Below are 25,643 nucleotides of genomic sequence, written 5' to 3' on the forward strand. Positions count from 1 at the left end.
CGGCGGCGAAATGGTCCGTCCGTGCCATGCGCGGTGTGTGTTCCGCTCCCTACCCTAGGAAGCCGGCGACGGCAGTGAGAGGTGAGTGACGTGGTGACGCTCAGCGCGCGGACCGTATCGGACCATGTGGCCCTCGCCGAGATCGAGCTGTGCGGCGAGCTCATGATCGCGGCGTCGGCGGCGATCGGGGAGCGGCTCAGCGCGGACCGGATCGACGAGGTGCTCGACGTGAAGGTGATCACCGAACGCACCACCGTCCCCCGGCAGGCGGACCACCGGGGGTGACGGGGGAGGGGGCGACGGGCGGGAAGCCGGCCCCGGTCAGGTGCGCAGCAGGCGGGCGATGGCCTTGGTGGCCTCCTCGACCTTCGCGTCGATCTCCTCGCCGCCCTTGACCGCGGCGTCGGCGACGCAGTGGCGCAGGTGCTCCTCCAGCAGCTGGAGCGCGAAGGACTGGAGCGCCTTGGTGGACGCCGACACCTGGGTGAGTATGTCGATGCAGTAGACGTCCTCGTCGACCATCCGCTGCAGGCCGCGGATCTGGCCCTCGATGCGGCGCAGCCGCTTGAGGTGTTCGGCCTTCTGGTGGTGGTAGCCGTGTATCCCGCGGTCGTGGTCGGTGATGATCGCGTCCGTGTCCGCGGGGGCCGTGGCGCCCGTGCCGTCCGGCGACCGATCCGCCTCGGTGGCCTCGGTGGTGGTCATTACTGCCTCCCGTTTTCCCTTTACCCTGCCGTTTATATACCCCTGGTGGGTATATCCTAACGAATTCAGCTGAAACGTGACCGGGGGCCCGTGCTGATCACTGTGCCTGATGCGCGACACTGAAGAATGCCGGTTAGCCGTGGCCGGATGATGCGCCTAGCATCAGCCTGACCGAATCCAAAGCACCCCGAGGACCCCACGTGCGCTTTCGTCTGACCCCCAGGGAGACGAGCTTCTACGACATGTTCTCCGCATCCGCGGACAACATCGTCACGGGCTCGAAACTCCTGATGGAACTGCTCGGGGCGGATTCTGCCTCCCGAGTCGAGATCGCGGAGCGCATGCGGGCAGCGGAGCACGCGGGGGACGATGCCACCCACGCGATCTTCCACCAGCTGAACTCCTCCTTCATTACGCCGTTCGACCGCGAGGACATTTACAATCTCGCCTCGTCGCTCGACGACATCATGGACTTCATGGAGGAGGCCGTCGACCTGGTCGTGCTGTACCAGGTCGACGAGCTCCCGAAGGGCGTCGAGCAGCAGGTCGAGGTGCTGGCACGCGCGGCGGAGCTGACCGCCGCCGCCATGCCGAACCTGCGGACCATGGACAACCTCACCGAGTACTGGATCGAGGTCAACCGCCTGGAGAACCAGGCCGACCAGATCCACCGCAAGCTGCTCGCCCAGCTCTTCAACGGCAAGTACGACGCCATAGAGGTGCTGAAGCTGAAGCAGATCGTGGACGTGCTGGAAGAGGCTGCCGACGCGTTCGAGCACGTCGCGAACACGGTGGAGACCATCGCGGTCAAGGAGTCCTGAACCACGTGGACACCTTTGTACTGGTCGTGACCATCGGCGTCGCGCTCGGATTCACGTACACGAACGGCTTCCACGACTCGGCGAACGCGATCGCCACGTCGGTCTCCACCCGGGCGCTGACCCCCCGTGCGGCCCTGGCCATGGCCGCGGTGATGAACCTCGCCGGTGCGTTCCTCGGCAGCGGCGTCGCCAAGACCGTCAGTGAGGGTCTGATCGCGACGCCCGAGGGCGACAAGGGGATGGGAATCCTCTTCGCCGCCCTGGTCGGCGCGATCATCTGGAACCTGATCACCTGGTACTTCGGCCTGCCGTCGTCGTCCTCCCATGCCCTGTTCGGCGGCATGGTCGGCGCCGCGCTCGCGGGCGGCACGATGGTGCACTGGGACGGGGTGCTCGACAAGGTCGTCATCCCGATGTTCATCTCGCCGGTGATCGGCCTGGTGGTCGGCTATCTGGTGATGGTCGCCATCATGTGGATGTTCCGGCGGTCCAACCCGCACAAGGCCAAGCGCGGTTTCCGCATCGCGCAGACGGTCTCGGCCGCGGGCATGGCGCTCGGCCACGGTCTGCAGGACGCGCAGAAGACGATGGGCATCGTGGTGATGGCCCTGGTCATCTCCGGCCACGAGACGTACAGCGACCCGATCCCGGTCTGGGTGAAGCTGGTCTGCGCGCTGATGCTGTCGCTGGGTACGTACGCCGGCGGCTGGCGCATCATGCGGACGCTCGGCCGGAAGATCATCGAGCTGGACCCGCCGCAGGGCTTCGCCGCGGAGACGACGGGGGCGTCGATCATGTTCGGTTCGGCGTTCCTGTTCCACGCGCCGATCTCGACGACGCACGTGATCACCTCGGCGATCATGGGTGTGGGCGCGACCAAGCGGGTGAACGCGGTCCGCTGGGGTGTCGCGAAGAACATCATCCTGGGCTGGTTCATCACGATGCCGGCCGCGGCGCTGGTCGCCGCGGCGAGCTACGGGATCGTCCTGCTGCTGTTCGGCTGACCGCCGGCCGGTCCACCGTACGAACGGGTCCGCCCCGCTCTCCTCACGGAGAGCGGGGCGGACCCTTCGCCTTGTGGTGGCACCGCCATGCAGCACCCCAAGGCCGTCAGGGGGACCGGTCAGCCGAAGCGGCCGGAGATGTAGTCCTCCGTGGCCTGGACCGACGGGTTGGAGAAGATGCGCTCGGTCTCGTCTATCTCGATGAGCTTGCCGGGCATGCCGACCGCCGCGAGGTTGAAGAACGCCGTGCGGTCCGAGACACGGGCCGCCTGCTGCATGTTGTGCGTCACGATGACGATCGTGAAGCGCTCCTTCAGCTCACCGATCAGGTCCTCGATGGCGAGGGTGGAGATCGGGTCCAGGGCGGAGCACGGCTCGTCCATCAGCAGGACGTCCGGCTCGACCGCGATGGCGCGGGCGATGCACAGCCGCTGCTGCTGACCGCCGGAGAGACCGGAGCCGGGCTTGTTCAGCCGGTCCTTGACCTCGTTCCACAGGTTCGCGCCGCGCAGCGACTTCTCCACGATGTCGCCCAGGGCGCTCTTGCGGTACTTGCCGTTCAGCCGCAGGCCCGCCGCCACGTTGTCGAAGATCGACATGGTGGGGAACGGGTTCGGGCGCTGGAAGACCATGCCGACCGTGCGGCGCACGGTGACCGGGTCGACGTTCGATCCGTACAGGTTCTCGTCGTCCAGCAGCACCTTGCCCTCGACGCGGCCGCCGGGGGTGACCTCGTGCATCCGGTTCAGGGTGCGCAGGAAGGTGGACTTGCCGCAGCCGGACGGGCCGATGAAGGCGGTCACCGAGCGGGGCTCCACCGTCATCGAGATGTCGTCGATCGCCTTGTGGCTGCCGTAGTAGGCCGAGAGGCCGCTGATGTCGATGCGCTTGGCCATCTGAATCACTGCTTTCCGTGGCCTCAGCGGCCGGTCTTCGGGGCCTTCCAGCGGGCGATGCCGCGGGCCACCAGATTGAGGATCATGACGAAGGCGATCAGGACCAGGGCGGCGGCCCATGCGCGGTCGTAGGACGCGGCCTCACCGATCTTGTACTGCTCGTAGATGTAGAACGGCAGTGACGACTGGGCGCCTTCGAAGGGGTTCGGGTTGATCAGCTGGCTGCCGAAGACCAGCAGGATGATCGGCGCGGTCTCGCCTGCGATGCGCGCGACGGCGAGCATGACGCCGGTGGCGATGCCGCCGATCGCGGTCGGCAGGACCACCTTCAGGATGGTGCGCCACTTCGGGATGCCGAGGGCCAGGGACGCCTCGCGGAGCTCGTTCGGTACGAGCTTCAGCATCTCCTCGGTGGAGCGGACCACGACCGGGATCATCAGGATCGTCAGGGCCAGGGCGCCCATCAGACCGGAGGGTTCGAGTCCCGCGATCAGCATGATCGAGAGGATGAACAGACCGGCCACGATGGACGGGATGCCCGTCATCACGTCGACGAAGAAGGTGACGGCCCTGGCGAGCGCGCCCTTGCCGTACTCCACCAGGTAGACCGCGGTGAGCAGTCCGAGCGGGGCGGAGATCACCGTGGCGATGCCGACCTGCTCCAGGGTGCCGATCAGGGCGTGGTAGACACCGCCGCTGGCCTCGGGTCCGAGGACGCCGGCCATCGAGTGGGTCAGGAAGTAGGGGTCCAGGCGCTCGGAGCCGCGGCTGATGGTCGTCCAGAGCAGCGAGGCCAGCGGGACGACGGCGATCAGGAAGCAGACCCACACGAGGCTGGTGGCGAGGCGGTCCCTGGCCTGGCGCTGGTTCTCGACGACGGTGGTCGCGACGTACGAGATCGTCAGGAAGAGCAGTGCGGAGATCAGGCCCCACTGGACGCGGCTGTGCCAGCCGGCGGCCACGCCGATGCCGACGCCCAGGGCGATCGACACGACGGCGAAGCCGAGCGGGGCCAGGCGGGGCAGGGTCCGGCTGCTGAGGCTGTTGCGCGGCGCGGCGGGCGCGGGGGGCGTCGGGCGGTCCTGGACGCTGGTGGATGCGTGGCTCATGCGTTGGCCCCCGAGTACTCCTTGCGGCGGGCGATGATGAGCCGCGCGGCGCCGTTGACCAGCAGGGTGAGGACGAAGAGGACCAGGCCGGAGGCGATCAGGGCGTCGCGCCCGAACGCGTCGGCCTCGCCGAACTTCGCGGCGATGTTCTGGGCGAACGTCCCGCCGCCCGGGTTGAGCACGTGCAGCGAGATGAGGAAGCTCGGCGACAGGACCGTGGCGACGGCCATCGTCTCGCCGAGCGCGCGGCCCAGGCCCAGCATGGACGCGGAGATCACGCCGGAGCGGCCGAACGGCAGCACCGAGAGGCGGATGACCTCCCAGCGGGTGGCGCCGAGGGCGAGCGCGGCCTCCTCGTTCATCTTCGGGACCTGGAGGAAGACCTCGCGGCTGACGCTGGTCACGATCGGCAGGATCATGATCGCGAGCAGGATGCCGACGGTGAACAGCGAGCGGGCGACGCCGATCTCGGTCTTCTCGAAGATGTACGTCCAGCCGAAGAACTGGTCGAGCCAGAGGTTCAGGCCCTCCAGGTACGGCACCAGGACGAGCGCGCCCCAGATGCCGTAGACGATGCTGGGCACCGCGGCGAGCAGGTCGATCACGTACGCGATCGGACCGGCGAGCTTGCGCGGTGCGTAGTGCGAGATGAAGAGGGCGATGCCGACAGCGATCGGAACCGCGATGGCCATCGCGATGATCGAGCTGATGACGGTGCCGAAGAGCAGGACGGCGATGCCGAAGACGGGCGGGTCGCCGGCCGGGTTCCAGTCGAAGGTGGTGAGGAAGTTGCCCTCGTCCCCGGAGATGGCGATCGCTGCGCGGTAGCTGAGGAACACGGCGATCGACGCCATGATCACGAGCAGCAGGATGCCCGAGCCGCGGGAGAGGCCCAGGAAGATCCGGTCACCGGCGCGGCCGGTGGACTTGGCGCGGGCGCGCCTGCCCGGCGGGGCCGGTGGAAACTCTGTCTGCGTGGTGGAAGCCATGGTCTTTCCGGTCTGTGTGGGGGAGCGGGGCTCCCCTGGCGGCGGTGCACCGGATGGGGGTGGCGGACCGGTCCGGAGGGGTGCACCGGACCGGTCCGCCTGTTGCGTCGTACGTCTTGCGTCGTGCTCGTTACGAGAGGCCGGCGACCGTCTCGCGGACCTTGGCGTTGATCGCCTCGGGGATCGGGGCGTAGCCGGCCTCGGTGAGGAGCTTCTGGCCGTCCGCGGAGGCGGTGTAGGTCAGGAAGGACTTCACGGTGCCGAGGGTGTCGGCCTTGTTGCCGGTGTCGCAGACGACCTCGTACGTCACCAGGACCAGCGGGTAGGCGCCGTCGGCCTTGGTGGTGTAGTCGAGGTCGAGCGCCAGGTCCTTGCCGGTGCCCTTGACCTTGGCGGCGGCGATGGCCTTGGAGGCGTTCTCCGAGGAGGCCTTCACCGGGGCGGAGCCGCCGGTGTTGATGTCGACCGTGGTGATCTGCTGCGAGGCGGCGTAGGAGAGCTCGAAGTAGCCGATCGAGCCGTCCACCTGCTTCACCTGGGTGGCGACACCGGAGGAGCCGGTCGCGCCCTGGCCGCCGGGGGCCGGCCACTTCTTCTCGGGCTCGTACTTCCAGTCGGACGGGGCCGTGGCGCTCAGGTACTTGCCGAGGTTCTGCGTGGTGCCGGAGTCCTCGGAGCGGTGGAAGGCCTGGATCGCCTTGTCCGGCAGCTTGGCGTCCGGGTTGAGCTTGGCGATCGCCTCGTCGTTCCACTTCTTGATCTTCGTGTCGAAGATCTTGGCGAGGGTGGGGGCGTCCAGGGTCAGGCTGTCGACACCCTCCAGGTGGAAGCCGACCGCGATCGGGCCGCCGACCATCGGGAGGTTGATGCCCTGGCCGGTCTTGCAGATCTTCTTCGAGTCGGCGACCTCCTCGGGCTTCAGCGCCGAGTCGGAGCCGGCGAAGCCGACGGTGCCCTGGTTGAAGGCGACGATGCCCTCGCCGGACGAGGAGGAGTTGTAGTTGATCTCCACGCCGGAGCAGGCGGCCATGTACTCCTTGACCCAGAGGTCCATGGCGTTCTTCTGCGCGCTGGAGCCGGAGGCGCGCAGCTGGCCCTTGGCGCCGTCGCACTTGACGTTCGAGGCGGCCTTCGTCTGGCTGGCGTTCCCGCCGGTGTCGCCACCGCTGTTGTTGTCCGAACCGCACGCCGTGAGGACCAGGGCGCCGGAGACGGCGAGGGCACCGAGCGCGGTGGCACGAAGCCGGTTCTTGCGCTGAAGCTTCACTTTCGGGTGTTCCTTCCAGAAGCCGCCGCGGTGGTTTCGGTCTACGACGGCGTGCGAGGTGTGGGTGGTGCGGAAGTCATGTCCGGTGCGGGAGATTCCCGGAGTGGTGCGGTCGTTCGCCGCGCACCGTGTACTGCCGAAATTAGGCAGAACAGGTGAAGCGGTTTGCGGGGGTGAGTGAACGGAAGGTGAACCGTGTCGGGCGGCCCGGTTCCGGGGCGGCGGGGTCCACGGCATGACGGCTCCGGGCGCACGCCACACGCGGGGGCGGCCCGGTCCCGGGCGGCGGATTCCGCCCTCGGACAGCGGGCGGGGCGGAGCGGCCGGCGTTACGCGGCCGGCAGGGTCCGCAGGGCCGCGTCCAGCAGATCGCGGTCGCGGGGCTGGGTCAGGCGGGTGCGGGCGGCCGACGCCGGGAGCCACAGCACGCCGTCCACCTCACTGTTCGGGACGAAGGCGCCCGCCGTGGCCTCGGCGGACCAGTACGTGACCTCCTTCGGGCGGCCGTTCGCGACGTACCGGGCCGTGGGGAGCACGGCACCCGGCACACAGTGGTGGCCCGTCTCCTCCAGGACCTCGCGCAGAGCCGCGTCCCGCGGGGACTCGCCGCGTTTCAGCTTGCCCTTCGGGAACGACCAGTCGTCGTAACGCGGCCGGTGGACGAGGCAGAACTCCACGCCCCCGCCGGCGGACGCGGGCGGGCGGCGCCAGAGCACGCACCCCGCCGCCCGCACCGTGCCGTTCGCCGTCCGGGTCATGGCCGGGTCGCCGCCGCGGTCGCGTACGGCCAGCACTCCCGGAAGACCGACCGCGCCGCCTCCACCTCGTGGCGCTGGTCGGCGTGGAGCACGCCCAGGGCGTACGCGGTCGTCGGCGCGATCCGGGGGGTGCGGGCGGCCGCTGCCGCCGCTGCCGCCGCCTCCGCCGCGTCCCGGTGCAGGTCGAGGGCGTGGCCGGGGCCGGCCAGGACCGGATCGGGGGCGCCGCGTACCACCTCGTGGGCGTACCGGTGCAGGCGCAGCAGCAGCCGGGTCTGGTGCCAGGGCGCGTCGTGCGCCTCGTTGTACGGCTCGGCCGTCTCGTACGGGGGGAGCGCGGCGACGGCGCCGAGCAGGCGCTGCTCGGCGCGGCCGGCCGGGTCGTGCAGCAGGTCGCCGGAGGGGTCGGCGGCCGCGGCGGACAGCGGGACCTCGGAGGCGAGCAGCGCGACGGCGTCGGCCACCGCGTGGAAGCGGGAGGAGCCGAGCGCCTGGAGCGCGGCGGAGTGGGCGCGGGTCCGGGCCAGGGTCAGCTGGCGCTCCAGCAGCGCCCCGGCGCGGGCGGCGCCGACGCCGAGTACGGCGCGCTCCTTGTCGGCGGAGGCCGAGGCGGAGGCGGAGGCGGTGCCGGACGCGGTACGGGCCGCAGGCAGCGGCGCCCCCGAGAGGCCGTGCAGTGCGTCGAGGAGCCGGTTCAGCCGGTCCGCGTACGCGTGCTCGCGGCCGAGCGTGCCGGACAGCCAGGCCAGCTCGGTGCGCAGCTGCTCGGCCCAGAGCGGGTCGAGCGCGGCCCGGAAGGTGTGCAGGGTGCCGCTGATCCGGCGGGCCGATCGGCGCAGCGCCCAGGCGGCCTGTTCGGCGGCCTGGGGTCCGGCGTCCGTGGGGGCACTGTTCTCGCGGTGCAGACGCAGGCTGCGCAGGAAGTCCGCGGCCTGTGCCCGCAGATACGGTGCGAGCACCGCCCCCGCGGTCACGTCCGCCTGTGTCTGGTGGTCAGGGCGTCGCACGCCGGCGCCTCCGGGCGTCAATGAGCATTTCCTGTACGTGCCGCAGCGGCCGGCCCTCCGCGTCCGTGGCGTGCCGGGTCCAGTTCCCGTCGGGACCCAGGTGCCAGGAGGAGGAGGTGTCGGCCATGCCGGTCTCCAGGAGCCGGCTGAGGGCGGCCCGGTGGGCGGGGTCGGTGACCCGGACCAGGGCCTCGATGCGGCGGTCGAGGTTGCGGTGCATCATGTCGGCGCTGCCGAACCAGACCTCGGGCTCGCCGCCGTTGCCGAACGAGAAGACCCGGGAGTGTTCGAGGAAGCGGCCGAGTATCGAGCGGACCCGGACGTTCTCGGAGAGGCCGGTGACGCCGGGCCGGATCGCGCAGATGCCGCGGACCCAGATGTCGACCGGGACGCCCGCCTGCGCGGCCCGGTAGCAGGCGTCGATGATCGCTTCGTCGACCATCGAGTTGACCTTGATGCGTACGTACGCGGGCCGGCCGGCCCGCTGGTTCGCGATCTCCTTGTTGATCCGGACGATCAGCCCGTCGCGCAGGGACTTCGGGGCGACGAGCAGCCGGCGGTAGGTCTCGCGGCGGGAGTAGCCGGAGAGCCGGTTGAAGAGGTCGGAGAGGTCCGCGCCGACCTGCGGGTCGGCGGTGAGCAGGCCGAGGTCCTCGTAGAGCCGGGCCGTCTTGGGGTGGTAGTTGCCGGTGCCGACGTGCGAGTACCGGCGCAGGGTGTCGCCCTCCTGGCGGACGACGAGGGAGAGCTTGCAGTGCGTCTTCAGGCCGACCAGCCCGTAGACGACGTGGCAGCCCGCCTCCTCCAGCTTGCGCGCCCACTTGATGTTGGCCTGCTCGTCGAAGCGGGCCTTGATCTCGACGAGGACGAGGACCTGCTTGCCGGACTCGGCGGCGTCGATGAGGGCGTCCACTATCGGTGAGTCGCCCGAGGTCCGGTACAGCGTCTGCTTGATCGCGAGGACGTCCGGGTCGCCCGCCGCCTGCTCCAGGAAGGCCTGGACGGAGGTGGAGAAGGAGTCGTACGGGTGGTGCAGCAGTACGTCGCGTTCGCGCAGGGCGGCGAAGATGTCGGGCGCGGAGGCGGACTCGACCTCGGCGAGGTCGCGGTGCGTGCCGGCGATGAACTTGGGGAACTTCAGCTCCGGCCGGTCCAGCGACGCTATGCCGAACAGTCCGGTGAGGTCGAGCGGCCCGGGCAGCGGGTAGACCTCGGCGTCGGACACCTTCAGCTCGCGGACCAGCAGGTCCAGCACGTACGGGTCGATGGACTCCTCGACCTCCAGGCGGACCGGCGGCCCGAAGCGGCGTCGCATGAGCTCCTTCTCCAGGGCCTGGAGCAGGTTCTCGGCGTCGTCCTCCTCGACCTCCAGGTCCTCGTTCCTGGTGACCCGGAACATGTGGTGCGCGAGCACCTCCATCCCAGGGAAGAGCTCCTCCAGGTGGGCGGCGATGACGTCCTCGATGGGGACGTAGCGCTGCGGCGAGGCCTCCAGGAAGCGGGTCAGCAGCGGCGGGACCTTGACCCGGGCGAAGTGCCGGTGGCCGCTGACCGGGTTGCGTACGACGACGGCGAGGTTGAGCGAGAGGCCGGAGATGTACGGGAAGGGGTGCGCCGGGTCCACGGCCAGCGGGGTGAGCACGGGGAAGACGCGCTGGCGGAAGAAGGTGAACAGGCGGGCCTGCTCCTTCTCGTTCAGCTCCGGCCAGCGGATCAGCTGGATGCCCTCGTCGGACAGCGCGGGGGCGACGTCCTGCTGGTAGCAGGCGGCGTGCCGGGCCATGAGTTCGCGCGACCGGGTCCAGATCAGGTCGAGGACCTCGCGGGGCTGGAGGCCGGAGGCGGACCGGGTGGCGACACCGGTCGCGATACGGCGCTTGAGGCCCGCGACCCGGACCATGAAGAACTCGTCCAGGTTCGAGGCGAAGATGGCGAGGAAATTAGCCCGTTCGAGGAGGGGGGTCGACGGGTCCTCGGCCAGTTCCAGAACGCGTTCGTTGAATGCGAGCCAGCTGCGTTCCCGGTCCAGGAATCGGCCCTGGGGCAGTTCGTCGCCGTCGGCATCGGGTTCGTACGCGTCGACGTCGGCATCGATGTCGGGGTCGAGATCCGCCGCAGTGGACAGGGCGGCGTGGCCGGCCGACCCGGTGGCGACGGCGTGCGGCCGGTGCGCGGCGAGGGAGCCGACGGACGGCTGGGCGGTGGGCTGGACCGGGACCTCGGAGCTGGGCTGCTGGCTCATGGGCCCATTCTTCCGCGCGGAGTGCTCGGGGGGCGCGTCGGAGGGGGATGAGATCGCGGAGATCGCGTGGTCGGCGCGCTCTCCGCCGGGAATTCTCCCGTTGCGGGGGGTCGGCACAGCTGGCTGCATTGTGTGAGGGTCGCAAGACCGTCTGAATGGCCGGTAACGGCGACATGACATGCAGGAAGCGGTGTGGGCCCGGTCCGGGGGCCGGTGGGGCCCCCGGGCGCGGTTCCCCGAGCCTCAGCCGTGCCGTCGGCGCAGCACCCGGAACGTGACGGCGACCAGGACCGCGGCGAGGGCGAGCAGGATGCCGGTCTCGACGAGCTGGAGCGGCCAGAAGTGCGAGGTGGGGTGGTAGTCGATGTAGAACCCGGTCGCGTGGTGCTCCGCCGCGCAGCGGGCCTCCTCAGCGCTGAAGTCCGGCCGGCAGGTCTCCATCGCCAGTCGGCGGCCGTCGGCGGTGATCCGGCCCATGTCGACTTCCCAGGAGTTCCCCTCGAGGCCGGTGATTTCGGTGCTGATCGACGTCCGCAGGGGCCACAGAGCATCTAGCTGGGTGGTCAGCACCACGGTGGACGCGGAGGCGGCCAGTACTGCCACGGACATCGCGGGCACCGTGCGGCGGATCAGGACGCCGGCGAGCGCACCGATGGCGAGCCCGAGCAGGGCGCGGCCGACGGGCGCGGTGCCCATGGCGGGGAAGACCAGGGGCGACCACCAGCTGGACGTGTGGTCGAAGTCCAGGTGTGACCGGGCCCAGGCGAAGGCGGCGGACAGGACGGACACCACGGCGATGAGCAGCACGGCCGGAACGGCGAGCTTGGCCAGCAGCCAGCGGGTCGGGGACACCGACTGCGTCCAGGAGACCTTGTACGACCCGTTCTCGAACTCCCTGGCGATCATGGGCCCCGCGACGAATGCGCCGACGAACACGGGCAGGAGCAGCAGGGCCAGTCCGGTGTACGTGAGCAACGTGCCGAACTCGGACATGGAGTCGCCGAACTCCTGGATCCTGGCATCGCAGCGGGCGCCGCTCGCCCCGGCCGACGAACAGGGGTCGCTCTCGAACGCGTCGGTGACGTGGACGGCCCACAGTGTGTAGCCGACCAGAACGAGGATCCCGACGAGAGCGAGTGCGCCCGCGGCCCACAGGGCCCGCCGGTGCTGCCGCAGAACGACGCGGGTACTGGCGCGCAGAGTGGGGCCGGACCTGGTAGGGAGGGGCGGTGCGGGTGCGATGGTCGCACTCATGCCGCGCTCACCGCCACTCGGGTCCCGGCGTCCGCGCTCGGCGTGAGCAGGGCGGGTGCGTCGGGGGACCGCAGGTGCGCCAGCAGCAGCTCCTCGAGGGACGGTTCCGTCGTCTCCCAGGCCGAGGTGTCCACCGGGCCCTCCTTCCTGACGAGTGCGGTCAGCTGCCGTCCCGTGGTGCGCGACTCCACGACGGTGTGCGGGGACAGGTCCCGCACCGGGCCGGTGAGCAGGGTGTGCGCGGCGAGCAGTTCGTCCGTCTCGCCGCCGAGCCGGATGCGGCCGCCGTCGACCAGGAGAAGGTAGTCGCAGGCGCCCTCCAGTTCGGTGAGGATGTGCGACGACATCACGATGGTCGTGGCGTGCTCGGCCGCCTCCACCATCAGGGCGCCCATCAGCTGGTGCCGGGCCAGCGGGTCGAGATCGGCCATCGGCTCGTCCAGCAGCAGCAGTTCGGGCCGCTTGCCGAGGGCGAGGGCCAGGGCGAGGCGGGTGCGCTGGCCGCCGGACAGGGTGCGGACCTTCGCGCCTCCGGGCAGCGGCTCCGTGATGCGTTCGGCGGTGTCCTGGTCCCACGTGGCGGGGTTGAGTTCGGCGCCCGCCCAGAGCGTCTCGGTCACCGTCAACTGCGGGTACAACGGCTTGTCCTGGGCCACGAAGGCCATCCGGCTACGGGCTTCGGCGGGCGGCGAGCCCAGCACCCGTACCGTTCCCTCGGCGGGCCGTAGGAAGCCCGCGGCGATGCCCAGCAGGGTCGACTTTCCGGCACCGTTGGGTCCGACGAGGGCGCACACGCGCCCGGCGGGCAGCCGGAACGAGCAGTCGCGCAGCGCCCAGCCCCCGCCCCTGCCCCGGTACTTCATGCCGAGGCCGTCGGCCTCGATCGCAGCGCCTGTCATCCGGGCTGATCCCCCTCGAAGGTCGTGTCCAGTACGGCGGTGAAGAGCGCGCTCACGTCGTCCCTGTCCAGGCCGGCGGAGCGGGCCCGGCGGGCCCAGTCGCCGAGTTCGGCGCGCAGCGGGGCGTCATCGGCGGCCGCCGCGCCGCCGAGGGTCCGGGTGACGAAGGTGCCGAGCCCGCGCCTGGCCTCGACGAGGCCTTCGCGCTCCAGCTCGCGGTAGGCCTTGAGCACGGTGTTCGGGTTGATGGCGGTGGCCTCCACGACCTCGCGGGCGGTGGGCAGCCGGTCGCCGGGCTCCAGCAGCCCCAGACGCAGGGCGTGCTTGGTCTGCTGGACGATCTGGAGGTACGTGGCGACGCCGCTGCGCCGGTCGATGCGGAACTCGACCGCTGCGGACTGTGCCATGTTCACCCCTTTCACTAATTGAGTAGTGAAAGGGTGGCGCAAAGAAGGGGCGACGTCAAGAGACGCCGCCCCTTGGGGTGTTGAGGGGAGGTCAGGACTCCGTGCGGTACATCAGGTCCACCTCGTGGGTGGTGAAGCCCATGCGCTCGTAGACCGTCACGGCCGCGACGTTGTCCGCGTCGACGTAGAGCATCGCCGTGGGCACCCCCTCGGCGGCGAGGTGGCGCAGCCCGATCGCGGTGAGCGCCTTGCCCAGGCCGCCGCCCTGTGCGTCGGGACGGATGCCGACCACGTACACCTCGCCGAGCTGCTCCTCGGAGTGCACCTTCGTCCAGTGGAAGCCGATGAGCTCGGTGCCCCCGTCGTCGGTGGCCCGCTCGGCGAGGAAGAAGCCCTTCGGGTCGAACCAGGGCTCGGCCTTGCGGTCGTCGAGGTCGCGCTGGGTCAGCGATCCCTGCTCGGGGTGGTGGGCGAACGCGGCGCTGTTCACCGCGAGCCAGGCGGCGTCGTCCTCGCCGGGCACGAAGGCGCGGACGGTGACGCCCGCCGGCAGCACCGGCTCCGCGAGGTTCAGCGGGTTCAACGGCCTCCGCAGCTGCCGCAGTTCGCGGAACAGGGACAGGCCGAGCACCTGGGCGAGGTGACGCGCCGCGGACTTCCCGCCGTGCGCCCAGACCCGCAGCCGCTTGCCGGTCGCGGCGAGCAGCGCCGCCCCGAGCGCCCGCCCGTGCCCGTGCCCGCGGTGCGCGGGGTGCACGACCAGCTCGGCGGCCGGTGCCTCGACGGGGTCGGTGTCCTCCAGCTGTGCGTACCCGACCAGCACGCCCCCGGCGGTCAGCAGGAAGTGCCGCACACCCTCCCGGTGCCCGCCCCGCAGCTGGAGCCGCCCCTGCTCGGACACGGCCTGCCGGCCGTCGGACCGGGCGGCCTCGGCGAGGAGCTCGGAGACGGCTCCGGCCTGGTCGGGGGAGAGGGTGTCGAGCGTCTGGATCTCGCGTCCGGGGGCGGGGAGGGGTACGTCAGTCGTCATGTGTACGAGCGTACGGGGGGTGGCGGGGTTCCGTCCTCAATCGCCGGACGGGCTTGTTCGTGCGGGTTCCCCGCGGGGCGCGCTTCCGGGTGGGTGGGGGTCCGGTGCCCCTCCGGGGCGTCTCCTCAAACGACGAACGTTTCCAGTCCCACGCGGCGGGAGCCCGGTATGTGTTCGTCGTCCTGCGGGGACTCCCCTGCACGGCCCCGGACCCGGCCGCCTTGCGTCTGCGGCGTTCGTTTCGTCGGGGTTCAGACGCGACTGATGCTGGGTGGGGGCGTGCAGGGGCGTCCCCGCAGAAAAATGGCGTACTACCCGGCCCCCGCTACGTGTCGGGTTGCCACGCCAGTTTTTGAGGAGACGCCCCGGAGGGCCCCCACCCCCACACACCGGACAGGGGCGAACCCCGCGAAAACCTCGGCGGCAACCTTTTCGTAACCCCAAACATCTGTCGCGCTACGCGCGTTGACTCTAGGCTGCGGCACGCAGGATCCAGACTCGTCACCACCCTCAAACCTCCCGCTGAACTCACAAGGGGTCCGATGTCAGCGACACCGCAGAAGAACCGCGCGTCCCGGCGGGTGCTCGCCGCCGCGGCCGGTCTGGCCACCGTCGGCGCGCTCGTCGCCGCCATGCCGGCCGGCGCCCACGGGCACGGCAAGGGCCACGGCCATCACCCCCCGGCCCGGACCGTCGACGTCCAGCTGCTGTCCTTCAACGACCTGCACGGCAACCTGGAGCCGCCGGCCGGTTCGGCCGGCACGGTCAACGAGACGCAGGCCGACGGCACGGTGAAGGCCGTTCCGGCCGGTGGCGTCGAGTACCTCGCCTCCTCGCTGCGCACCGCGCGCAAGGGGCACCCGTACTCGATCACCGCGGCCGGCGGCGACATGGTCGGCGCGAGCCCGCTGCTGTCGGGTCTCTTCCACGACGAGCCCACCATCGAGGCGCTCAACAAGATCGACCTCGATGTGACGAGCGTCGGCAACCACGAGTTCGACGAGGGCGCCACCGAGCTGGCCCGCCTCCAGAACGGCGGCTGCCACCCGGTCGAGGGGTGCTACGAGCAGGGCAAGAAGTTCAAGGGCGCCGACTTCCCGTACCTCGCCGCCAATGTGACGGACGAGAAGACCGGCAAGCCGATCCTCAAGCCGTACACCGTGTGGAAGAAGAACGGCGTCAAGATCGGCTTCATCGGGGTGACCCTGGAGGGCACGCCGAACATCGTGACGGCCAACGGCGTCAAGGGCCTGAAGTTCCACGACGAGATCGAGACGGTCAACAAGTACGCCAAGGAGCTGGACCGCCAGGGCGTCAAGTCGATCGTCGCGCTCATCCACGAGGGCGGCGCCCCGGCCTCGTCCTCGTACAACTACGACTGCGACAGCCCGGGTGCCGGTGACGGCATCTCCGGACCGATCACCGACATCGCCAAGGGCATCTCGCCGAAGGTCGACGCGCTGGTGACGGGCCATACCCACCAGGCGTACGTCTGCACGATCCCTGACCCGGCGGGCAACCCGCGCCTGGTCACGTCGGCCGCGTCGTTCGGCAAGCTGTACACGGACACCACGCTCACGTACGACCGCCGCACCAAGGACATCGTGCGCACGGCGGTGAAGGGCTCCGGTACGGCGAAGTCCTCCAAGCACCACCCCGCGCCCGCGAACCCGGTCTCGGCGAACCACGTCGTCACCCGGGACCAGGCGAAGGCCACGGACATGACGGCGCTCATCGCGCGCTGGAACACCCTCGCGGCGCCGATCGCCAACCGGCCGCAGGGCTTCATCTCCGCGGACATCAACGGCCGCGGCTCCACGGCCCCGGAGAAGCCGCTCGGCAATCTGATCGCCGACGCGCAGCTCGAGGGTCTGGCCCCGGCCGACAAGGGCGGGGCGGTCGTCGCGTTCATGAACCCGGGCGGCATCCGCGCCGACCTCGTCTACAAGGCGACGGGCAGCGAGGGCGACGGCGTGGTGACGTACGGGGAGTCGTTCACCGTGCAGCCCTTCACCAACATGATGAACGTCGTCGACCTGACCGGCGCGCAGCTCGTCACCGCGCTCCAGCAGCAGGTCAGCGGCTCGAACGAGGCCAGCCCGAAGATCCTTCAGGTGTCCAGGGGCCTCACCTACACGCTCGACATGACGAAGAGCGGGGCGGACCGGGTGGTCGCGGACACGATCAAGCTGAACGGTGAGGCGATCGACCCCGCCAAGAGCTACCGCGTCGCCATGAACGAGTTCCTGGCGGGCGGCGGCGACGGCTTCGCGGCCCTCGGTGCGGGCACCAACAAGCTGGTCGGCGCATCCGACCTGGACCTGTTCAACGCCTACCTGGCCGCGCACTCCACGGCCGCGGCGCCGCTGGCCCCGCCGGCGACGGACCGGATCACGGTCGTTCAGTAGGACGTACGTGGCAGGGGCGCGGGGGCGGTGGGCCGGACGGTCCGCCGCCCCCGCGCCCGTGTCCGAGTCGGTGCGGGCGGTCCCAGGGCCGGTGCTGAGGATGACCGTCTGTTCCGCGGCCAGCAGGGATGCGGTGTTCAGGTCCGACCGGGCCCAGGCGGTGTGGGTGACGTCCACGAGGTACGGACGCACTCCGACGGACCGGGCGGCGGCGAGCCGCGGTCCCCGTGTGTGAAGGCCAGGCTCCATATGCCGATCGTTCCGAGGTTCATCCGCGGCTCCTCCGGTGTGGGGGCTCTTTTCCAACCACGCGTCAGCGGCACGCTGCCGGTGCTTGCACCACTCTGTCCGGAACGGGTCCACGGGTGTCCGGATGCCCGGGGGACGGCCTCTTCCTGCGGTGACGTGCACCCGACATAATCCATGGGCCCGGCCCGCACGCCAGTACCACGCTGACCCCACACGGCACCCGGAGGCGACCCCGCATGAGCCCGTACACAGCCAACCGCCGGAACTTCCTGGCCGGCGCACTGGCCGTTTCCGCCACCGCGGTCCTGGGCACGGCACCCGCCCGCGCCACGGCCCGCAGAGCCCTCACCGCTCAGGACTGGATGAGCGGCATCGCGGACGCCACGGAGCTGCGACGGCTCACCATCCCCGGCTCGCACGACTCCGGCGCCCGCTACGGCGGGCCCTGGACGGAGTGCCAGAACACGACGATCGCGGAACAGCTGAACAGCGGGCTGCGCTTCCTCGACGTGCGGTGCCGGATCACGGACGGGTCTTTCGCGATCCACCACGGAGCCTCGTACCAGAACCTGATGTTCGGGGATGTCCTGGGCGCCTGCCGGGACTTCCTGTCCGCGCGGCCCACCGAGACGGTACTGATGCGGGTCAAGCAGGAGTACTCGGAGGAGAGCGACGCGGCGTTCCGGGCGGTTTTCGACGACTACCTGGACGCCAGGGGCTGGCGGCCGCTGTTCCGCATCGACTCCGCGCTGCCCGCGCTGGGGGAGGCGCGCGGCAAGGTGGTGCTGCTGGCTGACAACGGGGGCCTGCCGGGGGTGCGTTACGCCGATCCGGACCTCTTCGACATCCAGGACGACTACATGGCGGAGCCGTTCGCCAAGTACCCGAAGATCGAGGCCCAGTTCCGCAAGGCGGCGGAGCAGCCGGGCAAGCTCTTCATGAACTACGTCTCGACCGCCGCTCTCCTGCCGCCCCGGGGGAACGCGGACCGGCTCAACCCCCAGGTCCAGTCGTTCCTCGACGGCGCGGAGGCGTCCGGCTGGACCGGTCTCGGCATCGTTCCGCTGGACTTCCCGGCGACCCGGTCCGGACTGGTGGAGTCCCTGCTCCGGCACAACCCGGCGGCCTGAGCCGCCGTTCCGGGTCTACGACCTGCTCGCATGGACCTGCGTACTCGGCCCCTTGGCCGGGATCACCGAGGGTGTGCAGCACGGTCCTCTGTGCGGCTTCCTGAGCGGGCTGGTGTTCGGGCTCGTGTCCGCGTTCGCGGGCGGGATCGGACACGGACTCACCATGACCGCGTGGTGCCAGTGGGTGGCCCTGTGCCGCATCTGGCTGCCCTTGCGGGGACGCCTGTCCTGGGCACTGATCGCCTTTCTCGACGACGCCCACGAGCGGGGTGTGCTGCTGCGGTCCGGTGCGGTCTACCGGTTCGGGCACGCACGGCTGCAAGACCAATTGAGCCGCACTTCATACCGAACCGTTGGGCCGGAGTGACCATCGACCGCACCGACGTCGAAAAGGCGGCGGGCTCCGGAGCCCCGGAGTACGCGGTCAGGGGTGGCGGGCCGACCGGCCTGCCACCCCTGACCGCGGTTCCCGGCTGTCAGACCTGGGAGCCGGCCTTGCGGCGGCGGACGACGAACATTGCCGCCGCGCCGAGTGCCACGGCCGCAGCGCCGAGGAGGCCGAGCTGCGAGGTATCGGACGAACCGGTGGAGGCGAGGGTGCCGTCGCCGGTGGCCACCGGGTTGCTCGACGCCGTGCCCTGGGCCGACGGGTTGGAGCCGCCCGAGGTGCCGGTGGTGCCGGTGCCGGTCGTGCCCGTGGTGCCGGAGTCGGTCTTGCCGGGCTTCGGCTTCGCGGCCTTGAGGACACCGAAGTCGTACATGGCGATGTCCGGGTTGCCCCCGCAGGAGCCGTTCTCGTTGGTGTAGTCGGCCGACACGAAGGCGGCGCCGTTACCGGCCGGGGCCGACGCGTCGATGGTGAGGCGCAGCTTGATGTCGGCGTGGGCGCCGGCCTTCAGCGGGCCGATGCCGTCGATCAGGTGGTCGCCGCCGATGCTGTGCCACTTCGGGGAGGACGCCGTGGACCACTGCAGGTGCAGGAGCTTGTCCGTCTCCTTGAGGCCGCTCGTGTCGGTGGCGTGGGTGAAGGCGTGGGCGAGGACGTCGTCCATGGCCTTGTCTGTGCGGTTGCTCACCCGGAGGGAGAGGGCGGTGGTCGTACCGGCGGTGATCGAGTCCGGAACGCCGGTCAGGACGGTGGTGAGACCGGGCTCGGCCACGCAGTCCTGGTTCTCGTTCTCCTCTTCGCGGGCCTTGGCCAGCGCGTCGTCGGCGGCGGTCTTCGCGTGGAGGGCGTCTGTCAGGGCCTTCTGCACCAGGGAGTAGGCGCGGGCAGCGGCGACCCGTGCGTCGTCGGCGGCATTGCCGGCCTCCTTGGCCTTCGCGTCGGCTGCCGTCTTGTCGTCGGCGGCGGTTGCGGCGGTGGCCTCGGCCCGGGTGACGGCGGTCTCGGCCGCGGTCCGCTCCTCCTCCGTGGCCGTCTCGGGCAGCGCGTCGAGGGCGGCCTTCGCGTCGGTGACGGCCTGGTCGGCGGCGGTCTTGGAGGTGCCTGCCTCGTCTGCGGCCGTCTTGGCGGCTTTGGCGGCCAGGGTGAGCGGTGCCGTGTCGGAGAGCGCCTCCTTCAGCACTTCGTAGGCGGCGGTCTTCGCGGCGAGTGCCTTGTCGTAGGCCTCCTGTGCCACGGCCGCGGCCTTTTCGAGCTCTTCCAGTGTCGGCTTGGCCTGCGTCTGTGCCGTCGGTGGGGCGTCCGCGAACGCGGGGGTGACGGAGAGCAGTACGGCGGGTGCGGTCACGGCGACGGCCACGGCAGTGGCGAGAATGCGGCGAATCTTCACATGAGCCCTTGGGTCCGGATCCGAAAAGGAAAGAAATAGGGGCGAACGGCTGCCACGGCGGCAGGATCACGCGGGCGGCTGTGAAGATGCTATGGCTGTCGCTGGAGGCGGTGGCGTGCTTTTTCCGGCGCTACGGACCGGTCCGGGGCCCCGGTCGCGGACAGACGTCACGAAAGGGCGCAGTTGCTCTCAGCCCTGTGCCTTTCGTTGTGACGAAAGGCACAGGGCTTGCCCGGACCCTTGCTGAGCTGCGCGTTGCCCACCCCGGCAGTTGCCTCGCCCCCTCACCCCAGCGGCGCGTCCGGCGGTGGCTGGGGTGCTCCGGGGAGTCGGATGGCAGCCTCCGTGCCCCCGCCGGGGCCGGGCAGCAGGGCGATCTCGCCGCCGGCCTGCTGGACCGTGCGCGCGACGATCGACAGGCCGAGGCCCGAGCCCGGCAGCTGGCGGGCGGAGGGGGAACGCCAGAAGCGTTCGAAGACGTGCGGGAGTTCGTCGGCGGGGATGCCGGGGCCCTGGTCGCGGACCGTCAGCTCGCCGCGGTGCAGGACGACGTCGATCGTGCCGCGCGGCGGGCTGAACTTCACCGCGTTGTCCAGGACGTTGACGACCGCCCGCTCCAGCGCGGCCGGCTCGGCCCTTACGTACCAGGGGGCCAGGTCGGCCGTGATCGTCAGCTCTGGACCGCGCAGGCGGGCGCGTTCGAGGGCGGTGCGGGTGATGTCGTGCAGGGGCACCACCTGGAGCGGCCCGGGCTGGGCGGCGTCCGGGCGGGCGAGCTCCTGGAGGTCGCCGATGAGCGAGGCCAGCTCGGTCATCTGGGCCTTGACCGAGGACATCAAGGCCTTGCGGTCGTCGGGCGGGATCGCCCGGCCTGTCTCGTCACTGCGGGCGAGCAGTTCCACGTTGGTGCGGAGTGAGGTGAGGGGGGTGCGCAGCTCGTGGCCGGCGTCCGCGATCAGCTGGGCCTGGCGGTCGCGCGAGGTGGCCAGGGAGGCCGTCATCGAGTTGAAGGACCGGGAGAGGCGGGCGATCTCGTCCTCGCCCTCGACCGGGATGCGGACGGTGAGGTCCTCGGTGTGGGCCACGTGCTCCACGGCCTCGGCGAGTTCGTCGACGGGCCGCAGGCCGGAGCGGGCGACCCAGAGACCGGCGGCGCCCGCGCCGACGACGCCGATGCCGGAGACGAGGAGGAGGACCCAGGCGAGGGTGGAGAGGGATTTGTCGATCTCGCTCACCGGGCGGGCGACGGAGACGCCGAGATCGATTTCGGCGCGCGGCTGACCCGGCCCGCGGGACACCGTCACGGTCACCGGATAGGTGAAGACCCGCATCTTCACCCCATCGGCATCGGCCTCGGAGTGAAGCGCCCCGCTCCGCTCGTGACTGACGACCGCGAGGTCGTCCGCGGTCACCGGGAGCGCGGACGAGTCCGGGGAGGTGCAGGCCGTCCCCTGGGCGTCGATGAGCTGGACGGTGAAGCCCGTGTAGGGCCGGGTCGGCTGCTTGCTGATGCCGGTGCAGTGCTGGTAGAGGTCGATCAGGTATTCGTTGTCGACCTTGGTGGAGCGCAGCGTCGTGTCCCGCTGCTGCTCCAGCTGTGCCTTCGTCACGAACCAGCACGCCGCCGCGACCGCCGCCACCGCGACCGCCACCGCCGTCGCGACCAGCAGCGCCAGGCGGGACCGGAGCGGCAGGGTGCGGAAGCGGTGCAGGGGCCCCGTCACCCCTCGCCCCCGCCCGCCCGCAGCGCGTACCCGACGCCCCGCACCGTGTGGACCAGGCGCGGTTCGCCGCCCGCCTCGGTCTTGCGGCGGAGGTACATCACGTACACGTCCAGCGAGTTGGAGCTCGGCTCGAAGTCGAAGCCCCAGACGGCCTTGAGGATCTGCTCGCGGGTCAGCACCTGGCGCGGGTGCGCGAGGAACATCTCCAGCAGGGTGAACTCGGTGCGGGTCAGCTCCACGCGGCGGGTGCCCCGGCTGACCTCGCGGGTGGCGAGGTCCATCCGGAGGTCCGCGAAGGCCAGCACGTTGTTGTCGGGGAGGTCGGCACCCGACGCCGTCGCGTACGAGCTGCGGCGCAGCAGGGCGCGGATGCGGGCGAAGAGCTCGTCCAGCTCGAAGGGCTTGACCAGGTAGTCGTCGGCGCCCGCGTCGAGTCCGGTGACGCGGTCGCCGACGGTGTCGCGGGCGGTGAGCATCAGGATGGGCGTGGTGGTGCCCGTGGCCCGGATGCGGCGGGCTGCGGTCAGCCCGTCCATCCGGGGCATCTGGATGTCGAGGACGATGAGGTCGGGTGCGTACGACTCCGCCTTGGTGAGGGCGTCGAGACCGTCGACGGCGACCTCGGTGCCGTATCCCTCGAACGCGAGACTGCGTTGCAGGGCCTCGCGCACGGCGGGCTCGTCGTCGACGATCAGGATGCGCTGCGGATCGTCTTCGGCGGGGCTCATCGCTGCTTCGTCCTCTTCTCGGTCCGTACGGGGCGGGGCGCCGCCCGCCAGTTTCTCAGCCTCGCACGGCCCGGGTGCGGCGGCGCGGATCAGGAGCCGTCGCCGGCCCGCAGGGTGTCGAGGTCGGCCTTGAGGGTGTTCACCGGGATGGCGAAGCCGAGGCCGACGCTGCCCGCGCTGGAGCCGGTGGAACCGCTGCTCGAACTCGCCGAGTACATGGCCGAGTTGATGCCGATGATCTCGCCGTCCATGTTGATCAGGGCGCCGCCGGAGTTGCCCGGGTTGAGCGAGGCGTCGGTCTGGATGGCCTTGTACGTGGTGGTGGAGTCGCCGGTCTCGCCGTTGAACTGCTGTCCGCCGAACTCGAACGGCCACTGCTGCCCGCCGCCCTGCCCCTGCCCCTGCCCCTGGCCGCTGCCGCTGTCGCCGTCCTTGGCGACCGTGACATCACGGTCGAGCGCGGACACGATGCCGCTGGTGACCGTGCCGGTGAGGCCCTCCGGGGAACCGATCGCCACGACCTGGTCGCCGACGGCGACCTTGGAGGAGTCGCCGAGCGTGGCCGTCTTCAGCCCGCTCGCGCCCTGCAGCTTGATCAGCGCGAGGTCCTTGTCGGCGTCGGTGCCGACGATGTCCGCGGTGTACGTCCTGCCGGTGCTCAGCGTGACCTTGACGGAGGTGGCGCCCGCGACGACGTGGTTGTTGGTGACGATCTCGCCGTCGGACGTGATGACCACACCGGAGCCGGTGGACTCGCCCGCGTTCGAGGTCGCGCCGATCTCGACGATCGTCGGTGAGAGTGCCGAGGCCACGCCGGAGACGGTGCCCTTGCTGCTCTGCGCGACGGTCGTGCCGGGGACGACGCCGCTGCCGTTGCTGGTGGTGCCGTTGTCGGTGAGCTGTCCGATCACGGTGGCGGTGCCGCCGCCGACGATCGCCGCCGCGATGGCCACGGCCGCGAGGAGCGCGACCGGGCGGCGGACCCGGCGCCGGGAGGGCGCGGGCTCGGGCGCCGGCTGCGGCAGCCCGTGGAGGCCGTCACCGCCGTGGCCCGCACCGCCGTTGTACGCGTCGGCCGCGCCGGGACCGGGCCACACGGTGGTTCCGGGGCCCGTGCTGACCGGCTGCGCGGGCTGGTATGACGGCGGCGGCGGGTAGGCCGCGTCGCCGTTGCCGTACGAGGGGTACATCGGGTACTCGCCGCTCGGGCGCTGGCTCTCTGTCATGTCTACGAGAGTGTCCAGCGAACATGAGAGGACCCTGAGTACGTCCTGAGAAGCCCGGCAGAACCTCGTATGCCCGATATAAAGGCCAGCCCTCAGGACAGCACCCGTGCCGCCGGCGGTTCTCCGCAGCCGCACGAGCGCCGGACCACCAGGGCCGACGGGAACTGCTTCAGCCGCTCACGCCGTGAGCCCGACACCCGCAGCGAGTCGTCGAGCACCAGGTCCACGGCCGCCCGCGCCATCGCCGGGCGGTCGGAGAAGACCGTCGTCAGCGGCGGATCGGTCAGACCGGCTTCCTTCACGTCGTCGAAGCCCGCCACCGCCAGCTCGCCCGGCACGTCGATCCGGAGCTCGCGCGCGGCCCGCAGCACCCCGATGGCCTGGTCGTCCGTCGAACAGAAGATCGCCGGGGGACGGTCCGGGCCCGCGAGGAGCTCCAGCGCCACCCGGTAGGCGTCGTAGCGGTTGTACGGGGCCTGGAAGAGCCGGCCCTCCGTGGAGCGGCCCGACTCGTGCATCGCCCGGCGCCAGCCCTCGACGTGGTCGGCGACCGGGTCGCCGACCGCCGGGGTCGACTCCATGCCGCCGAGGCACGCGACGTACTCGTTGCCGTGTTCCAGCAGATGGCGGGTGGCGAGCTGGGCGCCGCCGACGTCGTCCGTGACGACCGCGACGTCGTCGATCGCCTCGGGCCGCTCGTGCAGCAGCACGACCCGGGCGTCCCACGCCTCTATCTCGGCAGCCGCGCGCTCGCTGGGACCCTGGCTGACCAGGATCAGCCCGGAGACGCGCATGCCGAGGAAGGCCCGCAGGTAGTGGACCTCGCGCTCGTCGCGGTAGTCCGAGTTGCCGACGAGCACCATTTTCCCGCGCTCGGCGGCGGCCTGTTCGACCGCGTGCGCCATCTCCGCGAAGAACGGCTGCCGCGCGTCGGGCACGATCATGCCTATGAGGTCGGTCCGCCGCGAGGCCATCGCCTGGGCGACCCGGTCGGGCCGGTAGCCCAGCTCCTTGATCGCGGCGAGTACCCGCTCGCGCGTGGCCGGGGCGACCGGCCGGGGTCCGTTGTTGATGACGTAACTGACCACTGCGGTCGACGTCCCCGCCAGTCTCGCCACATCGTCCCGCGTCACCTTGGCCACGCGCGGCAGTCTACGCGGATGGACCTACCTCTTGGCAGGCTGGACCGGGGCTTCTTCCGTGACCTCCGCTACCTCGGGCTGCTCCGAACGGGTGACGGTTTCGGTGGCCGCCTTCGCGGCGGCCGCCTTGGCCTCCTCGGCGGCGGCCCGCTCCACCTTCTCCGGCGCGACGAAGCGGTAGCCCACGTTGCGGACGGTGCCGATGAGCGACTCGTGCTCGGGGCCGAGCTTGGCGCGCAGCCGCCGTACGTGGACGTCGACCGTCCGCGTACCGCCGAAGTAGTCGTAGCCCCAGACCTCCTGGAGCAGCTGGGCACGGGTGAAGACCCGGCCCGGGTGCTGCGCCAGGTACTTGAGCAGTTCGAATTCCTTGAAGGTCAGGTCCAGGACCCGGCCCTTCAGCTTGGCGCTGTACGTCGCCTCGTCCACCGAGAGATCACCGTTGCGGATCTCCATCGGGGAGTCGTCGGAGGTGATCTGCTGCCGGCCGGTGGCCAGCCGCAGCCGCGCCTCGACCTCGGCGGGGCCCGCCGTGTCCAGCAGCACGTCGTCGATGCCCCAGTCCGCGGTGACGGCCGCGAGGCCGCCCTCCGTGACGACGAGGATCAGCGGACAGCCGGGTCCGGTGGACCGCAGCAGCTGACAGAGCGAGCGGACCTGGGGAAGGTCGCGGCGTCCGTCGATGAGGATCACGTCGGCACCAGGGGTGTCGACCAGAGCGGGTCCTTCGGCGGGGGCGACCCGCACGCTGTGCAGCAGGAGGCCGAGGGCGGGAAGCACCTCCGTCGACGGTTGGAGGGCATTCGTCAGGAGCAGCAGTGAACTCATCGCCGCCCACCTGCCTGGGTCGTCGGTCGATGATCGTGCACGGTT

General features: G+C 70.8%; 24 protein-coding genes. 6 read left to right on the top strand and 18 right to left on the bottom strand.

Annotation, left to right across the window (positions count from 1 at the left end):
- Nucleotides 1-90: 90 nt before the first annotated feature.
- Nucleotides 91-285, top strand: a complete 195-nt coding sequence (locus OG408_RS21095) for a hypothetical protein (protein WP_266780670.1) — start codon at nt 91-93, stop codon at nt 283-285.
- A gap of 36 nt (nt 286-321) precedes the next feature.
- Here OG408_RS21095 and OG408_RS21100 read toward each other — a convergent pair whose 3' ends face one another.
- On the bottom strand, nt 322-705 hold the full coding sequence (locus tag OG408_RS21100) for a metal-sensitive transcriptional regulator (protein ID WP_266780672.1): 384 nt from the start codon (nt 703-705) through the stop codon (nt 322-324).
- Nucleotides 706-905: 200 nt separating this feature from the next.
- Here OG408_RS21100 and OG408_RS21105 point away from each other — a divergent pair, with 200 nt between their 5' ends.
- Both OG408_RS21105 and OG408_RS21110 read left to right on the top strand, forming a co-directional pair.
- Entirely contained in the window at nt 906-1,526 is a 621-nt protein-coding gene (locus OG408_RS21105; protein WP_148019498.1) for a DUF47 domain-containing protein, read from the top strand.
- Nucleotides 1,527-1,531: 5 nt separating this feature from the next.
- Nucleotides 1,532-2,530 (top strand): inorganic phosphate transporter, encoded by a 999-nt coding sequence (locus OG408_RS21110; protein WP_326671347.1) that lies wholly within the window; start codon nt 1,532-1,534, stop codon nt 2,528-2,530.
- A gap of 119 nt (nt 2,531-2,649) precedes the next feature.
- Here OG408_RS21110 and pstB read toward each other — a convergent pair whose 3' ends face one another.
- The 11 genes from pstB to mshD all read right to left on the bottom strand — a co-directional run bounded on the left by pstB (nt 2,650) and on the right by mshD (nt 14,388).
- Nucleotides 2,650-3,426, bottom strand: a complete 777-nt coding sequence (gene pstB / locus OG408_RS21115) for a phosphate ABC transporter ATP-binding protein PstB (protein ID WP_266780677.1) — start codon at nt 3,424-3,426, stop codon at nt 2,650-2,652.
- 23 nt (nt 3,427-3,449) lie between these two features.
- Nucleotides 3,450-4,535 (bottom strand): phosphate ABC transporter permease PstA, encoded by a 1,086-nt coding sequence (gene pstA / locus OG408_RS21120; RefSeq protein WP_285569266.1) that lies wholly within the window; start codon nt 4,533-4,535, stop codon nt 3,450-3,452.
- The gene (gene pstC, locus OG408_RS21125) at nt 4,532-5,524 is read right to left on the bottom strand and encodes a phosphate ABC transporter permease subunit PstC (RefSeq protein WP_266780681.1); all 993 of its coding nucleotides are present in this window, start codon (nt 5,522-5,524) and stop codon (nt 4,532-4,534) included. Before pstC ends, pstA begins: the two co-directional genes overlap by 4 nt.
- A gap of 130 nt (nt 5,525-5,654) precedes the next feature.
- Nucleotides 5,655-6,791 carry a phosphate ABC transporter substrate-binding protein PstS gene (pstS, locus tag OG408_RS21130; protein ID WP_266780683.1) on the bottom strand — a complete coding sequence of 379 codons (1,137 nt, stop codon included), beginning with the start codon at nt 6,789-6,791 and terminating at the stop codon, nt 5,655-5,657.
- Between the two features lie 329 nt (nt 6,792-7,120).
- The gene (locus OG408_RS21135) at nt 7,121-7,549 is read right to left on the bottom strand and encodes an NUDIX hydrolase (protein ID WP_266780685.1); all 429 of its coding nucleotides are present in this window, start codon (nt 7,547-7,549) and stop codon (nt 7,121-7,123) included.
- Nucleotides 7,546-8,556: a CHAD domain-containing protein gene (locus OG408_RS21140; protein ID WP_326671351.1), complete on the bottom strand. Its 1,011-nt coding sequence runs from the start codon at nt 8,554-8,556 to the stop codon at nt 7,546-7,548. The genes OG408_RS21135 and OG408_RS21140 overlap by 4 nt, the downstream gene beginning before the upstream one ends.
- Nucleotides 8,543-10,798 (bottom strand): RNA degradosome polyphosphate kinase, encoded by a 2,256-nt coding sequence (locus OG408_RS21145; RefSeq protein ID WP_326671353.1) that lies wholly within the window; start codon nt 10,796-10,798, stop codon nt 8,543-8,545. The genes OG408_RS21140 and OG408_RS21145 overlap by 14 nt, the downstream gene beginning before the upstream one ends.
- Nucleotides 10,799-11,041: 243 nt before the next feature.
- Complete coding sequence (locus OG408_RS21150) at nt 11,042-12,052, bottom strand: ABC transporter permease (protein ID WP_326671355.1); 1,011 nt, start codon at nt 12,050-12,052, stop codon at nt 11,042-11,044.
- Nucleotides 12,049-12,951, bottom strand: a complete 903-nt coding sequence (locus tag OG408_RS21155) for an ABC transporter ATP-binding protein (RefSeq protein WP_326671357.1) — start codon at nt 12,949-12,951, stop codon at nt 12,049-12,051. Before OG408_RS21155 ends, OG408_RS21150 begins: the two co-directional genes overlap by 4 nt.
- Nucleotides 12,948-13,358, bottom strand: coding sequence for a GntR family transcriptional regulator (locus tag OG408_RS21160; protein ID WP_326671358.1), 411 nt, complete (start codon nt 13,356-13,358; stop codon nt 12,948-12,950). Before OG408_RS21160 ends, OG408_RS21155 begins: the two co-directional genes overlap by 4 nt.
- Before the next feature lie 91 nt (nt 13,359-13,449).
- Nucleotides 13,450-14,388 carry a mycothiol synthase gene (gene mshD, locus OG408_RS21165; protein WP_326671359.1) on the bottom strand — a complete coding sequence of 313 codons (939 nt, stop codon included), beginning with the start codon at nt 14,386-14,388 and terminating at the stop codon, nt 13,450-13,452.
- 542 nt (nt 14,389-14,930) lie between these two features.
- On the opposite strand from mshD, the gene OG408_RS21170 reads away from it, so the two are divergent.
- The 3 genes from OG408_RS21170 to OG408_RS21180 all read left to right on the top strand — a co-directional run bounded on the left by OG408_RS21170 (nt 14,931) and on the right by OG408_RS21180 (nt 18,542).
- Entirely contained in the window at nt 14,931-16,796 is a 1,866-nt protein-coding gene (locus tag OG408_RS21170) for a bifunctional metallophosphatase/5'-nucleotidase (RefSeq protein WP_266780700.1), read from the top strand.
- A gap of 485 nt (nt 16,797-17,281) precedes the next feature.
- The gene (locus tag OG408_RS21175) at nt 17,282-18,175 is read left to right on the top strand and encodes a phosphatidylinositol-specific phospholipase C (protein WP_326671361.1); all 894 of its coding nucleotides are present in this window, start codon (nt 17,282-17,284) and stop codon (nt 18,173-18,175) included.
- Between the two features lie 52 nt (nt 18,176-18,227).
- Nucleotides 18,228-18,542: a hypothetical protein gene (locus OG408_RS21180; protein ID WP_326671363.1), complete on the top strand. Its 315-nt coding sequence runs from the start codon at nt 18,228-18,230 to the stop codon at nt 18,540-18,542.
- A gap of 109 nt (nt 18,543-18,651) precedes the next feature.
- On the opposite strand, the gene OG408_RS21185 is transcribed toward OG408_RS21180, so the two are convergent.
- From OG408_RS21185 to OG408_RS21210, 6 genes are all read right to left on the bottom strand, one after another.
- Nucleotides 18,652-19,950 (bottom strand): LPXTG cell wall anchor domain-containing protein, encoded by a 1,299-nt coding sequence (locus OG408_RS21185; RefSeq protein WP_326671365.1) that lies wholly within the window; start codon nt 19,948-19,950, stop codon nt 18,652-18,654.
- Nucleotides 19,951-20,234: 284 nt separating this feature from the next.
- Nucleotides 20,235-21,674, bottom strand: a complete 1,440-nt coding sequence (locus tag OG408_RS21190; protein ID WP_326671367.1) for a sensor histidine kinase — start codon at nt 21,672-21,674, stop codon at nt 20,235-20,237.
- A complete protein-coding gene (locus OG408_RS21195) occupies nt 21,671-22,402 on the bottom strand; it encodes a response regulator transcription factor (protein ID WP_266780708.1) in 732 nt (243 codons plus the stop codon). The genes OG408_RS21190 and OG408_RS21195 overlap by 4 nt, the downstream gene beginning before the upstream one ends.
- Nucleotides 22,403-22,491: 89 nt before the next feature.
- Nucleotides 22,492-23,628 (bottom strand): S1C family serine protease, encoded by a 1,137-nt coding sequence (locus OG408_RS21200; RefSeq protein WP_326671370.1) that lies wholly within the window; start codon nt 23,626-23,628, stop codon nt 22,492-22,494.
- A gap of 92 nt (nt 23,629-23,720) precedes the next feature.
- The gene (locus tag OG408_RS21205) at nt 23,721-24,770 is read right to left on the bottom strand and encodes a LacI family DNA-binding transcriptional regulator (RefSeq protein WP_285569237.1); all 1,050 of its coding nucleotides are present in this window, start codon (nt 24,768-24,770) and stop codon (nt 23,721-23,723) included.
- A gap of 24 nt (nt 24,771-24,794) precedes the next feature.
- Complete coding sequence (locus OG408_RS21210; protein ID WP_266780714.1) at nt 24,795-25,598, bottom strand: response regulator transcription factor; 804 nt, start codon at nt 25,596-25,598, stop codon at nt 24,795-24,797.
- Between the last annotated feature and the right edge of the window lie 45 nt (nt 25,599-25,643).

This window comes from Streptomyces sp. NBC_01257 (genome assembly GCF_035917255.1).
In the GTDB taxonomy this organism is placed as follows: Bacteria; Actinomycetota; Actinomycetes; order Streptomycetales; family Streptomycetaceae; genus Streptomyces.